This is a genomic window from Streptomyces sp. NPDC031554, assembly GCF_055580685.1.
The window spans coordinates 220,552-235,441 of record NZ_JBVIKX010000009.1 but is presented as its reverse complement, the minus strand read 5'-3'; the positions used below and the strand labels follow the sequence as shown (position 1 = coordinate 235,441).

The following is a 14,890-nucleotide window of genomic DNA, read 5'->3' as shown; positions in this document are numbered from 1 at the left end:
GGGGGCGGGCGGGTCAGTGCTTGGGGCCCACGTGGGTGTCCATGAGGGCTGTGGAGGTCTTCTTGGCGATGGAGACGTTTCTGGGGTTCGCCATCTTCCACTCGACGCCCACATGGTCCAGCGCATCGGTGAAGAGACGGATGATGTCGCCCGACAGGTTGCTGAAGAAGTAGCGAGGGTATTCGTAGCGCTTGCGTTCGCCGCCTACCGCGCGGATCGTCCAGTTGGTGATGCGGCATCCGTCGGAGTGGATGAGACCGCGGATGAACTCCCACGGGTGGGCGACGACGATGGCCTGCTGCCAGGGTTCGAGGGTGATGCGACGCTCGTGCTTCTTGCCGGGGCCGTGCTGGGGGAAGAGGCAGGGCCAGTGCTTGCTGGACCCGGTGACCGCGACGCAGCCTTGTTTCTTGACGCGGCACACGCTGTTGTCGGGGCGCACGGAGCGTATGGCGGCTTCGCACTCGTCGATCACTCCGGGCCACGCGTTGTCCAGCACGATACGCATGAAGTAGACCCCGCGCCGATGGAGGTTGATGCAACCGTCGCCGAGGTAGAGACCCAGCAGGTAGGAGTAGGCCGCGGGCGCCTCAGGCGGGACGGGGACCTTCTGGCAGCGAGGACAGGGGCCGCCGGTGCGGCGAATCGGCTCCAGGCGTTCTTGCCACGAGCGGATGGCGAACCGGGAGACTCCGAGTTCCTTGCTCACGGAATTCAGGCTGCGCCCTCGGGCCACCAGCGTCAGCGCCCGCTTGCGCGTACTCACGTCGTACATGTGCCCACTCTGTGAGCGTGATCGCGACGACACGCAGCAAAAAGCGGATGTTCACGAGAACGGGAACATCCGCTTTCCAAGGTCAACCTTGGAATTGAAGGAAAAGTGCCCCGGGTGGGATTCGAACCCACGCTGTCGGTGGTTTGAGCACCGTGTCTCTCCCGCTGGACTACCGGGGCTTCCTCTAAAACAAAGGCGGGCACCGACCCGCCGTGACCCCACCTTACCGCAGCTGGGTAGGCTCTTGTCAGCAGTGCCCTGCCTGAACAAGGAGCCCCCGTGACCGCCCCCGAGTCGCCCCAGCCCGTAGACGCGCCCGACGACGACAAGTCGCACGTGCCTCCGCTGACGACCCGTGTCGTCATCGCCGAGGACGAGGCGCTGATCCGCCTCGACCTCAAAGAGATGCTGGAGGAGGAGGGCTACACCGTCGTCGGCGAGGCCGGTGACGGCGAGCAGGCGATCGAGCTCGCCCGTGAGCACAAGCCCGACCTGGTCATCCTCGATGTGAAGATGCCGAAGCTGGACGGCATCTCCGCCGCGGAGAAGATCGCCGAGGAGCGCATCGCGCCGGTGCTGATGCTGACCGCGTTCTCGCAGCGCGACCTGGTGGAGCGGGCGCGGGACGCGGGGGCGATGGCGTACCTGGTGAAGCCGTTCAGCAAGAGCGACGTGGTTCCGGCGATCGAGATGGCCGTCTCGCGGTTCACGGAGTTGCGTGAGCTGGAGAACGAGGTCGCGGACCTCACCCTGCGTCTGGAGACCCGCAAGCTGGTCGACCGGGCGAAGTCGGTCCTGCAGACGGAGTACGGGCTGACCGAGCCGGCGGCGTTCCGGTGGATCCAGAAGACGTCGATGGACCGGCGGATGTCGATGCAGCAGGTGGCGGAGGCCGTCATCCAGGATGCCGACGAGAAGAAGGCGTCGAAGGGCTGACGTCTCGGTACGCGCGGACGAAGAGGCCCGTGCCCCCGGTTCGATCCGGGGGCACGGGCCTCTTCGTGTGCGGGGTCGGTTCAGTCCTCGCCGAGGTAGGCCTTGCGGACGGATTCGTCGTGCAGGAGGTCCCGGCCGGTGCCGGAGAGGACGATCTTGCCGATCTCCATGACGTGGCCGTGGTCGGCGAGCGAGAGGGCGGCCTGGGCGTTCTGCTCGATGAGCAGGATGGTCATGCCCTGGGCCTTGAGCTCGACGATGGTCGCCATGATCTTCTGCATCATGATGGGGGAGAGGCCCATGGAGGGCTCGTCCAGCATGAGCAGCTTGGGCTGGGACATGAGGGCGCGGCCCATGGCGAGCATCTGCTGTTCGCCGCCGGAGAGGGTGCCGGCGGCCTGCTTGCGGCGTTCTCCCAGGATGGGGAAGAGGTCGTAGGCGCGCTGGATGTCCTTCTCGATGCCTGCCTTGTCGTTGCGCAGGAAGGCGCCGAGGCGGAGGTTGTCCTCGATGGTCATGCGCGGGAAGATGTGCCGCCCCTCGGGGGAGTGGGCGAGTCCGAGCGAGACGATGTCGTGGGCGGGGATCTTCTTCAGTGACCTGCCGTTGAACCTGATCTGGCCGCCGACGGGCTTGAGCAGGCCGGAGAGGGTGCGCAGGGTGGTGGTCTTGCCGGCGCCGTTGGTGCCGATGAGGGTGACGACCTCGCCGGCGTCGACCTTGAAGGAGATGCCCTTGACGGCTTCGATCTTGCCGTAGGCGACGCGGAGGTCCTCGACTTCGAGCAGTGCGGTCATCGGTCGTTCTCCTTGCCGGGCGCGGCGTCCGTCGTGGTCTCGGCGTGCGCTTCGGCGGCTTCGACCTCGGCGATCTCCTCGGCGCCGGGTGCGTCTTCGTAGGGTTCGCCGAGGTAGGCGGCGACGACGCGTTCGTCGCCCTGGACGGTGGCGCTGTCGCCTTCGACGAGCTTCTCGCCCTGGACGAGTACGGCGACGCGGTCGCAGAGGTTGAAGATGAAGCGCATGTCGTGCTCGATGACGAGGACGGCGATGCCCTTGTCGCGGATGGCGAAGACCAGTTCTTCGGTGGCTCGCGTCTCCTGGGGGTTCATGCCGGCGGTGGGCTCGTCGAGGAGGAGCAGGCCGGGTTCGCTGGCCAGGGCTCGCGCGATCTCCAGCTTGCGCTGTTCGCCGTAGGGCAGGTTGCGTGCGAGGTGGTCGGCCTTCTTCTCCAGGCCGATGAACTCCAGGAGTTCCATGGCGCGTTCGCGGGAGGCGGCTTCGGCTTTGTGGAAGCCGGGGAGGCGCAGGACGGCGGACCAGAAGCCTTCCTTGGTGCGGGTGTGGCGGCCGACGAGGACGTTTTCGAGGACCGTCATGTTGGAGAAGAGGCGGATGTTCTGGAAGGTGCGGGCGATGCCTGCGGCGGTGACCTTGAAGGATTTGGGCGGCAGGACGGTGCCCTTGTAGCGGACTTCGCCCTCGGTGGGGATGTAGAGGCCGGTGAGGCAGTTGAAGAAGGTGGTCTTGCCGGCGCCGTTGGGGCCGATGAGGCCGACGATTTCTCCGGCGTTGACGTGCAGGTCGACGTTGCGGACGGCGGTGAGGCCGCCGAAGCGCATGGTGACGCCGCGGGCTTCGAGGACTTTTTCGCCGGTGGGGGCGACCGTGGTGGTGGTGTCGGTGGTCATGGTGGTCAGGCCCCTGCCTTCGTCAGGACGGTGGGAGCTTCCGCGTCCTCGTGGAACTCGAGCTGACGCCGGCGGTTGGGGATGAGGCCTTCGGGGCGGAAGCGCATCAGGAGGATGAGTGCGAGGCCGAAGGCGAAGAGCTGGTAGTCGCCGAGGAACTGGAGCTTGTTGGGGATGAGGAAGAGCAGTGCCGCGCCGATGAGGGGTCCGCTGATGGTGCCCATGCCGCCGAGGACGACGGCGGCGAGGAGGAAGGCGGAGTTGGGCGGGATGGGGCCGGCGAACAGGTACTGCTCGGGTGTCACGGTGTAGGTGACGTGGGCCTGGACGGTGCCGGCGAGTCCGGCGAGCGAGGCGCCGACGGCGAAGGCGATCAGCTTGACGCGGAAGCCGTTGATGCCCATGGCGAGGGCTGCGGTCTCGTCCTCGCGGATGGCGACCCAGGCGCGTCCGATGCGGGAGTCGCCGCTGCGTCGGAAGACCAGGACGACGACGGCGGTGATGAGGAGCATCAGGAAGAAGTAGTTGGCGAACCGGCCGATGGTGAAGCCGGCGACGGCGTGCTCGGTTCCGAAGTCGAACCCGAGGATGTTGAGGTTCGGGATGGAGGAGATGCCGTTGGAGCCGTTGGTGATGTCGGGGCCGGAGGTGCCGTCGAGGTTGTTGGCGGTGATGCGGAAGATCTCGCCGAAGCCGAGGGTGACGATGGCGAGGTAGTCGCCGCGCAGTCGCAGGGTCGGGGCGCCGATGAGGACGCCGAAGATCAGGGAGGCGGCGGCGCCGACGAGGACGGCGGCCCAGAAGGGGAAGTGGACGTCGAAGGGGGAGCTGGGGGAGCCGGAGACCATGGCGGCGGCGTAGGCGCCGACACCGAGGAAGGCGACGTATCCGAGGTCGAGGAGGCCGGCGAGGCCGACGACGATGTTGAGGCCGAGGGCGACGGTGCCGAAGATCAGGATGTAGACGCCGACGGTGGCGTACTGGTCGTCGGTCTGGGTGAAGGGGAACATCGCGGCGGCGACGAAGGCGCCGCAGATGGTGATGTTCTGGTGCCGGGCGGTGATCTGGGAGGCCTGGTTGACGAGGCCGGCCTTGTTGAGGGCGGCGAAGCCGAAGCCGGCGGTGATCAGGAAGCCGATGAAGAGTTCGTCGTACTCGGTGCCGATGCCGTAGGTGAAGACGGTGAGGCCGAGGCCGAGGACGGCGACGATGATGAGGATCTCGGCGTAGGAGGGCAGGGTGCCGAGGGGGCGGGCGGTGCCGCCGGCGAAGGCGGCCTTGGTGGTGTCCCGGGCGCCGCGCAGGCGGTGGCGGAAGAGTTCCCAGCCGGTGTCGTCGGGGTCGTGGGGCTCGGGTTCGGGGCGCTCGAAGGGCAGGGCGAGGGCGCCGAGGAGGGCGATCAGGGTGGCGAGGGCGGCGATGTAGCCGCCGGGCTCCAGGTTGACGACGCCGCCGAGGTCGACGGTGATCGCGACGACGGTGTACCAGACGGTGGCGAAGGCGGCGAGGGCGGCGAACTTGATGGCGCCGTCGGCGCCGGCCGGGGTGAGCCAGCCGAGGCCCTTCACTCCGTAGGAGGACAGGCCGAGGAGGGTGGTGAGGGCGCCGCCGATGAGGGCGAGGACCTGCAGGCCGCCGGGGTAGCCGTAGACGGTGAGGTCGCCGGGGAAGGCGGCCGTCCAGGTCCAGGCGAGGAAGGCGGAGACGACGGTGAGGGCGCCGCCGCCGGTGGCGAGGGCGCGGCCGAGGTGCTCCGGGATGCCGATGAGGCCGGTGGCGGGTGCGGCGGCGGGGGTGCTGGGGGTGCCGGGTGCGGTGGTCTGTGTGGTCATCGGTGTCACGCCCTGTCCGCGACGCGTTCGCCGAGCAGGCCCTGTGGCCTGAACAGCAGTACGAGGATGAGAAGTACGAAGGCCCAGACGTCGGCCCAGGACTGGCTGCCGAACTGGTCCATGCCGGGGATGTCGGCGATGTAGGCGGTGGCCAGGGTTTCGGCGATGCCGAGGACGATGCCGCCGATCATGGCGCCGTAGATGTTGCCGATGCCGCCGAGGACCGCCGCGGTGAAGGCCTTGAGGCCGAGGATGAAGCCCATGCGGTAGTCGATCTGGCCGTACTTGAGGCCGTAGGCGACGCCGCCGACGGCGGCGAAGACGGCGCCGAGGGCGAAGGCGATCACGATGATGCGGTCGGTGTTGACGCCCATCAGTTTGGCGGTGTCCGGGTCCTGCGCGGTGGCCTGCATGCCGCGGCCGGTGCGGGTCTTCATGACGAAGTAGGCGAGGACGGCCATGCTGACGGGGGCGGCGGCGAGGAGGAAGATGTCGCCGGTCTGGATGGTGACGTCACCGATGTGGAAGGGGCCGCCCTCGATCTGGGGGAAGGTGCGGGCCGACTTCGCTTCCGGGTACCAGGCCCAGACCGCCTGCTGCAGGGCCAGGGAGAGGCCGATGGCGGTGATGAGGGGGGCGAGGCGGGGTGCGCCGCGCAGGGGGCGGTAGGCGAACCGTTCCGCTCCGATGGCGACGAGGGCGGCGACCAGCATGGCGCCGATGAGCATGAGCGGCAGGGCTATCCACATGGTCGTGCCGTTGGGCAGTATCCAGAGGTAGACGGAGAGAGCCCCGAAGGCGCCCGTCATGAAGATCTCGCCGTGGGCGAAGTTGATGAGCTGGACGATGCCGTAGACCATCGTGTAGCCAATGGCGACCAGCCCGTACATGGATCCCAGTAGCAGGCCGTTGACCAGCTGCTGCGGCAGTTCGTTCACCGCATGTCCTCCGAGACGTTCGGATGATTTCGACGGATGTGTCCGGATGTGGGTCCGCGCGGGGCGCCAGTGGAACAGCGCCCCGCGCGGCTCGGTGATGCGGGTGGGTCAGCCGGTGTAGGTGCCGGCCTTCACCGACTTCCAGGCACCGTTCTCGACGGCGTAGACGGTGAGCTGCTTGTTGGTGGCGTCGCCGAACTCGTCGAAGGAGACCTTGCCGGTCACACCGTCGAAGGAGACGTTCTGCATGGCGGCGGTGACCTTGGCGCGGGCGTCGTCCGGGAGCTTGCCGTCGTTGTCGTCGACGACCTTCTTCACGGCCTCGATGATCGCCCAGGCCGAGTCGTAGGAGTAGCCGCCGTAGGCGGAGTACTCCTCCTTGTAGCCCTCGGTCTTGTAGTTGGCCACGAACTCCTTGGCGGAGGGCAGTTCCTCGACCGGGGCACCGACGGAGGTGGCAAGGTCGCCGTTGGCTCCGGCGCCGGCGAGGCTGAGGAAGTTGTCGTCCTTGATGCCGTCGCCGCCGATCAGCGGAATCTTGGCTCCGGCGGCCTTGATCTGCTTGCTGAGCGGGCCGGCCTGGGGGTACTCGCCGCCGTAGTAGACGACGTCGGCGCCGGAGTTCTTGACCTTCGTGGCGATGGCCGAGAAGTCCTTGCTGTCCGGGTTGATGTGCTCGGTGCCCGCGATCGTGCCGCCGAGCTTCTGGAACTCCTTGGTGAAGGTGGCGGCCAGGCCGGCGCCGTAGGTCTTCTTGTCGTCGATGACGAAGACCTTCTTCTTCTTGGCGTCGTTGAAGACGTACTGGGCGGCGAACGGGCCCTGGATGGCGTCCGTGGTCGCGGTGCGGAAGTACGACTTGTACTGGCGGGCCTTCTCGTTCTGCCAGTTCGCGCCCTGCGTCAGGCTGGGGCCGGTGTTCGCCGGGGAGACCTCGACCAGCTTGGCGTCGTCGAAGACCTTCTGCATCGACTCGGCGACGGAGGAGTTCAGCGGGCCGACCACGCCGAGGACGTCCTTGTTCGCGACGAACTTGGTGGCGTTCTGCTGGCCGGCCGAGGGCTGCGCCTGGTCGTCGAGGGCTTCGATCTTGAAGGTGACGCCGTCGACGTACTTCTTCTTGTTGGCGGTCTTGGCGGCGAGGTCGGCCGAGTTCTTGATGCCCAGGCCCATGGCAGACAGGTCGCCGGTCAGCGGGGCGTCGACGCCGATGGTGACGGTGATGCCGCCGCCGCTGTCGGAGCCCTTGTCATCGCTGTCGCGCGAGCCGCAGGCAGTGAGGGTCAGTGCTCCCGCGGACAGCGCAGCGGTGATGGCGATGAGCGAACGTTGACGCACGTTCCAGTCCTTTCCCTGGGCGGCCCTCCCCCCTGGAAGAGGCCGAGTCGAGCGCGGGGGCCGAAGGGGTATTCCAGCTGCGCGGTGACTGGCCGTGACTCTAAACGGGTGAAGGTGACGCGGAGGAGGCTCTGGCCCATGCTGTGACTCTCTTGTTATGACACGAGGTAATGCAGAGCGGTACTCAGAGGGTGGAACCGTGGAATTCAGGCCGATTCGCCCTGTCCACATGTTGAGAACCCGCAGGACGCGCCCTGCCGCCTTCAGGCGTCTCAGGCGTTTTGGTGATTACCCGGATTCGTTGCTGCAGGCGACTTGTAGGGCCTGGGAGAGGTCCTGCGCATAGCGGGGGCCGAGGATGAAACTGTGGTCCTGTATTGCGCGCGCATTACGCAGAGTTACGTCCAGGAAAGGCAGTCCGGCATCCACCGGCACATTTCCGCAATCCGTCACATGCATCGTGATGACGATCTTGCGTGCCGAACCCGCCTTTGTGCGGAAAGGTGATCGCGGTGCCGACGTCAGGAAGATCCCCGCGTACGGCTGCGCCAGCCGCGTCGTCGTGACCGGCGGTCCCGAGGCCACGCTGAGCAGCACCTCCAGCGCGAACGTCCGCGGCCGGGTGCCCGGCGGCACCGCGAGCGGCCCCAGGTACGCGACCTCCACGACCTGGGACGGGAACGGCGGTGCCGGGGCGGCCCGTTGACGTTCCGGCGGTCTGGTCGCCCACAGCAGGACGCCGCCGGCCAGGAGGGCGAGGGCCGTCAGTGCCCCGAGTGCGGCGCGGCGGTGACGCCCGGAGAGCCGGGAGAACCCGGGGAGCCCGGGAAGCGGGGCCGGCCGCGGGCGCGAAGCCCCGGTGACGTCCTCGGCCTCCCGTTCGCGCGTGCCCTCGCCCGGCTCGACGGGGCCGATCCCGCCGCTCACCGCCACGGCCCCCCGCCCGGAGTGCCCGAGCGGTACCGGGCGGCACAGCCCTCACGTGACCGACGGTCGATCAACTCGTCCGCGGAGCGCGCGCCTTCGCGCTTCCTCTCGGCGCGCGCGGCGTCCACGACCGACCGCAGGATCTCGTACTGGCCGCCCGAGAGCCCCATCGACTGGTAGTCCCCGTAGCCGCCGCCGTCCAGGACCTCGCGCGACCAGTGGGCGACGACGCGGGCGCACAGCGCCTCGGGGGGAGTCGTGGCGGGCGCCGGGGTGCGCCGCGCCCCGGCGGCGCCGGGACCGGCGCAGGCCGTCGCCGCCACGCCTGCCCCCAGGATCACCGCGAGGACCACCCCAAGGCCGCGTGCCGCGGCACCCCGCCGGGGCGTCCGGGGCCGCCGCGCCGGTGCGGACCGTGGGGCCGGTGCCGTTCGCCGTGCCGCGGGTGATCGTGCCGTCCCCGCCCGCCGTGCCGTTCCCGCCCGCCGTGCCGTTCCCGGCCGTCGCGCCGCTCCCGGCCGAAGGGGCCCTCCCGTTGCCATCCCCCGACGCTAGGCCGCGGAGGCGGCGGCGGGCAACGGGGCGGCAGGGCCGGGCGGTGGGCCGGGGGAGGAGAGGGCCGGTGCCGTCAGCCGGCGGCGGGTGCGGGCGCGGCGTCGCCGGGGTTCAGGTCCCGCAGCAGACACGTCAGCCGCGCCGTGCACACCCGCTTGCCCGCCTCGTCGCTGATCACGATCTCGTACGTCGCCGTGGACCGGCCCCGGTGCACCGGCGTGGCCACGCCGGTGACCAGGCCGGAGCGGACGCCGCGGTGGTGGGTGCAGTTGAGGTCGACCCCGACGGCGATCTTGGAGCTGCCGCCGTGCAGCATGGCGCCGACCGAACCGAGGGTCTCCGCCAGCACCGCGGAGGCACCGCCGTGCAGCAGTCCGTACGGCTGGGTGTTGCCCTCGACCGGCATCGTGGCGACGACCCGCTCGGCGGACGCCTCGACGATCTGCACGCCCATGCGGGTGCCCAGGTGCCCGGCGGAGAACAGGGCGCCCAGGTCGACGCCGAGCGCCGCGTACTCGTCGACGACCTCCTGCGGGAACTTCACGTGCTGCTGCTCGCCCATCGGGACCTGCTCCGTTCGTCGTGACCCGTGTCGTGACCGGTACGGGGACCGTGTCGGCTGAGCAAACGCTCAGTCGGTCGCCGATTGTTCCAGACGGACGACGACGGACTTGCTGGCCGGGGTGTTGCTGGTGTCCGCGGTGGCGTCCAGCGGCACCAGGACGTTGGTCTCCGGGTAGTACGCCGCCGCGCAGCCCCGCGCGGTCGGGTAGGACACCACCCGGAAGCCGGGCGCCCGCCGCTCCACGCCGTCCCGCCACTCGCTCACCAGGTCCACGTAGGAGCCGTCGGCGAGGCCGAGCGTCCCGATGTCCTCGGGGTTGACCAGGACGACCCGGCGGCCGTTCACGATGCCCCGGTAACGGTCGTCGAGCCCGTAGACGGTGGTGTTGTACTGGTCGTGCGAGCGCAGCGTCTGCAGCAGGAGGCGGCCGGCGGGCAGTTCGGGGAACTCCACCGGCGCGGCCGTGAAGTTGGCCTTGCCGGTGGCGGTGGGGAAGCGGCGTTCGTCGCGCGGGGCGTGCGGCAGCGCGAAGCCGCCGGGGCGGGCGACGCGCGCGTTGAAGTCCTCGAAACCGGGGACCACGCGCGCGATGCGGTCCCGGATCGCGGCGTAGTCCTTCTCGAACTCCTCCCACGGCACCCGGCTGTCCTCGCCCAGCACCCGGCGCGCCAGCCGGCACACGATGGCCGGTTCGGACAGCAGCCGCGCGCTCGCCGGCGCCAGCCGGCCGCGGGAGGCGTGCACCATGCCCATGGAGTCCTCGACGGTCACGAACTGCTCGCCGCCGTCCTGCACGTCGCGCTCGGTGCGCCCGAGCGTCGGCAGGATCAGGGCGCGCGCGCCCGTGACGACGTGCGAACGGTTGAGCTTCGTCGACACGTGCACCGTCAGCCGGGCCCGCCGCATCGCCGCCTCGGTGACCTCCGTGTCGGGCGAGGCGGACACGAAGTTGCCGCCCATGGCGAAGAAGAGCTTCGCCTCGCCGTCCCGCAGCGCCCGGATGGCCCGTACGACGTCGAAGCCGTGCTCGCGCGGCGGCGCGAAGCCGAACTCCCGCTCCAGGGCGTCCAGGAAGGCCGGGGCCGGGCGCTCGAAGATGCCCATGGTGCGGTCGCCCTGCACGTTCGAATGGCCGCGCACCGGACACACCCCCGCGCCCGGACGGCCGATGTTGCCGCGCAGCAGCAGGAAGTTGACCACCTCGCGGATGGTCGGCACGGAGTGCTTGTGCTGGGTGAGTCCCATCGCCCAGCACACGATGACGCGCTCGGAGGCCAGCACCATGCGCAGGACCTCCTCGATCTCCGCGCGCGTGAGGCCCGTCGCGGCGAGCGTCGTGTCCCAGTCGGCGTCGCGGGCGGCCGCGGCGAACTCCTCGTAGCCGTGGGTGTGCTCGGCGACGAAACGCTCGTCGACCGCGCCCTCGGTCTCGAGGATCAGCTTGTTGAGGAGGCGGAACAGGGCCTGGTCGCCGCCGAGGCGGATCTGGAGGAACAGATCGGTCAGGGCGGCGCCCTTGAGCATGCCCCGGGCGGTCTGCGGGTTCTTGAAGCGCTCCAGGCCGGCCTCGGGCAGCGGGTTCACGCTCACGATCCGCGCGCCGCCCGCCTTGGCCTTCTCCAGGGCGGTGAGCATGCGCGGATGGTTGGTGCCCGGATTCTGGCCGGCGACGATGATCAGATCGGCCTGGTACAGGTCCTCCAGCAGGACGCTGCCCTTGCCGACGCCGATCGTCTCCGTGAGGGCCGAACCGGACGACTCGTGGCACATGTTGGAGCAGTCGGGAAGGTTGTTGGTGCCCCACTCGCGCGCGAACAGCTGGTAGAGGAACGCGGCCTCGTTGCTGGTGCGTCCCGAGGTGTAGAACACGGCCTCGTCGGGGGAGGCCAGGGCCGCCGTCTCCTCGGCCACGATGTCGAAGGCCCGCTCCCAGGAGACCGGCTCGTAGTGCTCGCCGCCCTCGGGCAGGTACATCGGGTGCGTGAGCCGGCCCTGCTGGCCCAGCCAGTAGCCGCTGCGCTCCGCGAGGTCCGCGACCGGGTGCGCGGCGAAGAACTCCGGGGTGACCCGGCGCAGGGTGGCCTCCTCCGCGACCGCCTTCGCGCCGTTCTCGCAGAACTCCGCCGCGTGCCGGTGGTCCGGCTCCGGCCAGGCACAGCCCGGGCAGTCGAAGCCGTCCTTCTGGTTGACGCGCAGCAGCGTCAGCGCGGTCCGCCGTACCCCCATCTGCTGCTGGGCCATCCGCAGGGTGTGCCCGACGGCCGGCAGCCCCGCCGCCGCGTGCTGCGGCTCGGCGACCCGCGGCGCGTCCTGGACCGGGTCGGCCTTGGGCGGCTTCGTTGCCATCGCGGCGCTCCTTCACTGACACGGGCACTGACACGGGTGAACTCTCCCGCCGATCCTTGCACGCGGCACCGACGGGGCGGACGTGCGGGCGGGCCGGCGGGAGCGAGGGTCGGCGGGAGCGAGGGGCGCAGGACCGGCGGGGACGCGGGGAGGAGGGCCGTGGCCGTGGCCGGGGCGCGGCGGCGCCCCGGGCGGCCGACGCCGCACAGGGGCCCCGGTGTCGGTGGGGCGTGGCAGGATCGGGGGCGTGGCAGAAACAGCATCGAAGAAGACCGAGAAGACCTCCGGCGCCGGCCGGCCCCGCCTGATGCTCATGGACGGGCACTCGCTGGCCTACCGCGCGTTCTTCGCGCTGCCCGCGGAGAACTTCACCACCGCGACCGGCCAGCCGACGAACGCGATCTACGGCTTCGCGTCGATGCTGGCGAACACCCTGCGTGACGAGGCGCCGACGCATTTCGCGGTGGCGTTCGACGTCTCCCGCAGGACCTGGCGCTCCGAGGAGTTCACCGAGTACAAGGCCAACCGTTCCAAGACCCCGGACGAGTTCAAGGGCCAGGTCGAACTGATCGGCGAGCTGCTCGACGCGATGCACGTCTCCCGGTTCGCGGTCGACGGCTTCGAGGCCGACGACGTGATCGCCACGCTGGCCACGCAGGCCGAGGCCGAGGGCTTCGACGTGCTGATCGTCACCGGCGACCGCGACTCCTTCCAGCTCGTCAGCGAGCACACCACGGTGCTGTACCCCACCAAGGGCGTCTCCGAGCTGACCCGCTTCACCCCGGAGAAGGTCGTCGAGAAGTACGGGCTGACGCCCGCCCAGTACCCCGACTTCGCGGCCCTGCGCGGCGACCCGTCCGACAACCTCCCGGGCATCCCGGGCGTCGGCGAGAAGACCGCCGCGAAATGGATCAACCAGTTCGGTTCGTTCGCCGAGCTGGTCGAGCGCGTCGACGAGGTCAAGGGCAAGGCCGGGCAGAACCTCCGCGACCACCTGGAGGCCGTCAAGCTCAACCGTCGCCTGACGGAGATGGTCCGCACCGTCGAGCTGCCCGGTACCGTCCTCGACCTCGAGCGCGCCCCGTACGACCGCACGGCCCTCGCGATGATCCTGGACACCCTGGAGATCCGGAACCCGTCGCTGCGCGAACGGCTGCTCGCCGTCGACCCGGGCACCGGGGAGGCCGAGGCGAGCCCGGCCGTCGCGCCCGGCGTGGCGCTGGACGGCACGGTGCTCGGCACGGGCGAGCTGACCGCCTGGCTCACCGAGCACGGCGCCGAGCCCCTCGGCGTGGCCACCGTCGACACCTGGGGCCTGGGCACCGGGGCGGTCGCGGAGGTCGCGCTCGCCGCGGCGGACGGACCCGCCGCCTGGTTCGACCCGGCCGAGCTGGACGAGACCGACGAGAACACCTGGGCCGCCTGGCTGGCGGCCGGGGACCGCCCCAAGGTCCTGCACAACGCCAAGGGCGCCATGCGCGTCTTCGCCGAGCACGGCTGGAGCGTCGCCGGCGTCTCCATGGACACCGCCCTGGCCGCCTACCTGGTCAAGCCGGGCCGCCGCTCCTTCGACCTGGACGCGCTGTCGCTGGAGTACCTGGGCCGGGAACTGGCCCCGCCCGCCGCGGCCGACGGCCAGCTCGCCTTCGGCGCGGACGAGGGCGCCGAGGCCGAGGCGCTGATGGTGCAGGCCCGCGCGATCCTCGACCTCGGCGAGGCCTTCCGCGGCCGGCTGGAGGAGGTCGGTGCGGCCGATCTCCTCCAGGACATGGAACTGCCCACCTCCGCCCTTCTCGCCCGCCTGGAGCGGCACGGCATCGCCGCCGACCGCGCGCACCTGGAGGCCATGGAGCAGATGTTCGCGGGCGCCGTCCAGCAGGCGGTGAAGGAGGCGCACGCCGCGGCCGGGCACGAGTTCAACCTCGGCTCGCCCAAGCAGCTCCAGGAGGTCCTCTTCGGGGAGCTGGGGCTGCCGAGGACGAAGAAGACGAAGACCGGTTACACCACGGACGCCGACGCCCTGGCCTGGCTCGCCGCCCAGACGGACAACGAACTCCCGGTGATCATGCTCCGCCACCGTGAGCAGGCCAAGCTCCGCGTCACCGTCGAGGGCCTGATCAAGACGATCGCCGCCGACGGCCGCATCCACACCACCTTCAACCAGACGGTCGCCGCCACCGGCCGCCTGTCGTCCACGGAACCGAACCTCCAGAACATCCCGGTCCGCACGGACGAGGGCCGGGCGATCCGGCGCGGGTTCGTCGTCGGCGAGGGCTTCGAGTCCCTGATGACGGCCGACTACAGCCAGATCGAACTGCGGGTGATGGCCCACCTCTCCGAGGACGAGGGCCTCATCGAGGCGTTCACCTCCGGCGAGGACCTGCACACCACGGCCGCCTCCCAGGTCTTCGGGGTCGAGCGGGACGCCGTGGACGCGGAGATGCGCCGCAAGATCAAGGCGATGTCGTACGGCCTGGCCTACGGCCTGTCGGCGTTCGGGCTGTCCCAGCAGCTGAACATCGACGCGGGGGAGGCCCGTGCCCTGATGGACGCCTACTTCGAGCGCTTCGGCGGCGTGCGGGACTACCTGCGCCGGGCGGTCGAGGAGGCGCGGGCGACGGGCTACACGGCGACGCTCTTCGGGCGCCGCCGCTACCTCCCCGACCTCAACAGCGACAACCGCCAGCGCCGCGAGGCGGCCGAGCGCATGGCCCTCAACGCGCCGATCCAGGGCACGGCGGCGGACATCGTCAAGATCGCCATGCTGAAGGTGGACGCGGCCCTGCGCGAGGCGGAGCTGCGGTCCCGCATGCTCCTCCAGGTCCACGACGAGATCGTCCTGGAGATCGCCCCCGGCGAGCGGCCGGCCGTGGAGGAACTGGTCCGCCGGGAGATGGCCGGCGCGGTCCACCTCAGAGCCCCCCTGGACGTCTCGGTGGGCGCGGGCCCCGACTGGGAGTCGGCGGCCCACTGAGGCGTGTCGCGAAA

12 protein-coding genes and 1 tRNA gene are annotated in these 14,890 nt (G+C 70.2%); 2 read left to right on the top strand and 11 right to left on the bottom strand.

Features of this window, described 5'->3' with window-relative positions:
* Positions 1-13: 13 nt before the first annotated feature.
* Together ACZ5FU_RS23865 and ACZ5FU_RS23860 are read right to left on the bottom strand one after the other, a co-directional pair.
* Entirely contained in the window at positions 14-775 is a 762-nt protein-coding gene (locus ACZ5FU_RS23865; RefSeq protein ID WP_451528861.1) for a helix-turn-helix domain-containing protein, read from the bottom strand.
* Between the two features lie 106 nt (positions 776-881).
* Positions 882-954 (bottom strand) — tRNA-Leu (locus ACZ5FU_RS23860).
* Positions 955-1,054: 100 nt separating this feature from the next.
* Here ACZ5FU_RS23860 and ACZ5FU_RS23855 point away from each other — a divergent pair.
* Positions 1,055-1,711 carry an ANTAR domain-containing response regulator gene (locus tag ACZ5FU_RS23855; RefSeq protein ID WP_451528862.1) on the top strand — a complete coding sequence of 219 codons (657 nt, stop codon included), beginning with the start codon at positions 1,055-1,057 and terminating at the stop codon, positions 1,709-1,711.
* A gap of 80 nt (positions 1,712-1,791) precedes the next feature.
* Here the strand turns inward: ACZ5FU_RS23855 and ACZ5FU_RS23850 are convergent, their stop codons facing one another.
* The 9 genes from ACZ5FU_RS23850 to ACZ5FU_RS23810 form a co-directional block, all read right to left on the bottom strand.
* A complete protein-coding gene (locus ACZ5FU_RS23850) occupies positions 1,792-2,508 on the bottom strand; it encodes an ABC transporter ATP-binding protein (RefSeq protein WP_451528863.1) in 717 nt (238 codons plus the stop codon).
* The gene (locus ACZ5FU_RS23845) at positions 2,505-3,401 is read right to left on the bottom strand and encodes an ABC transporter ATP-binding protein (protein ID WP_451528864.1); all 897 of its coding nucleotides are present in this window, start codon (positions 3,399-3,401) and stop codon (positions 2,505-2,507) included. The genes ACZ5FU_RS23850 and ACZ5FU_RS23845 overlap by 4 nt, the downstream gene beginning before the upstream one ends.
* Positions 3,402-3,406: 5 nt before the next feature.
* Complete coding sequence (locus tag ACZ5FU_RS23840; protein ID WP_469046561.1) at positions 3,407-5,233, bottom strand: branched-chain amino acid ABC transporter permease; 1,827 nt, start codon at positions 5,231-5,233, stop codon at positions 3,407-3,409.
* A 5-nt stretch (positions 5,234-5,238) separates the two neighbouring features.
* Positions 5,239-6,171 (bottom strand): branched-chain amino acid ABC transporter permease, encoded by a 933-nt coding sequence (locus ACZ5FU_RS23835; protein ID WP_451528866.1) that lies wholly within the window; start codon positions 6,169-6,171, stop codon positions 5,239-5,241.
* 108 nt (positions 6,172-6,279) lie between these two features.
* Positions 6,280-7,509 (bottom strand): branched-chain amino acid ABC transporter substrate-binding protein, encoded by a 1,230-nt coding sequence (locus tag ACZ5FU_RS23830; RefSeq protein ID WP_451528867.1) that lies wholly within the window; start codon positions 7,507-7,509, stop codon positions 6,280-6,282.
* Between the two features lie 288 nt (positions 7,510-7,797).
* A complete protein-coding gene (locus ACZ5FU_RS23825; protein ID WP_469046560.1) occupies positions 7,798-8,436 on the bottom strand; it encodes a Tat pathway signal sequence domain protein in 639 nt (212 codons plus the stop codon).
* The gene (locus tag ACZ5FU_RS23820) at positions 8,433-8,777 is read right to left on the bottom strand and encodes a hypothetical protein (protein WP_469046559.1); all 345 of its coding nucleotides are present in this window, start codon (positions 8,775-8,777) and stop codon (positions 8,433-8,435) included. Before ACZ5FU_RS23820 ends, ACZ5FU_RS23825 begins: the two co-directional genes overlap by 4 nt.
* A 287-nt stretch (positions 8,778-9,064) precedes the next feature.
* Positions 9,065-9,553, bottom strand: a complete 489-nt coding sequence (locus tag ACZ5FU_RS23815) for a PaaI family thioesterase (RefSeq protein WP_451528870.1) — start codon at positions 9,551-9,553, stop codon at positions 9,065-9,067.
* 69 nt (positions 9,554-9,622) lie between these two features.
* The gene (locus ACZ5FU_RS23810) at positions 9,623-11,902 is read right to left on the bottom strand and encodes an FdhF/YdeP family oxidoreductase (protein WP_468645948.1); all 2,280 of its coding nucleotides are present in this window, start codon (positions 11,900-11,902) and stop codon (positions 9,623-9,625) included.
* A gap of 247 nt (positions 11,903-12,149) precedes the next feature.
* Between ACZ5FU_RS23810 and polA the strand changes: the two genes are divergently transcribed.
* The gene (polA, locus tag ACZ5FU_RS23805; RefSeq protein WP_451777177.1) at positions 12,150-14,876 is read left to right on the top strand and encodes a DNA polymerase I; all 2,727 of its coding nucleotides are present in this window, start codon (positions 12,150-12,152) and stop codon (positions 14,874-14,876) included.
* Positions 14,877-14,890 lie beyond the last annotated feature (14 nt).

Coding starts and splice junctions, on each gene's coding strand:
- ACZ5FU_RS23865 (WP_451528861.1), bottom strand. CDS start 775: ATGTACGACGTGAGTACGCGCAAGCGGGCGCTGACGCTGGTGGCCCGA.
- ACZ5FU_RS23850 (WP_451528863.1), bottom strand. CDS start 2,508: ATGACCGCACTGCTCGAAGTCGAGGACCTCCGCGTCGCCTACGGCAAG.
- ACZ5FU_RS23845 (WP_451528864.1), bottom strand. CDS start 3,401: ATGACCACCGACACCACCACCACGGTCGCCCCCACCGGCGAAAAAGTC.
- ACZ5FU_RS23840 (WP_469046561.1), bottom strand. CDS start 5,233: ATGACCACACAGACCACCGCACCCGGCACCCCCAGCACCCCCGCCGCC.
- ACZ5FU_RS23815 (WP_451528870.1), bottom strand. CDS start 9,553: ATGGGCGAGCAGCAGCACGTGAAGTTCCCGCAGGAGGTCGTCGACGAG.
- ACZ5FU_RS23810 (WP_468645948.1), bottom strand. CDS start 11,902: ATGGCAACGAAGCCGCCCAAGGCCGACCCGGTCCAGGACGCGCCGCGG.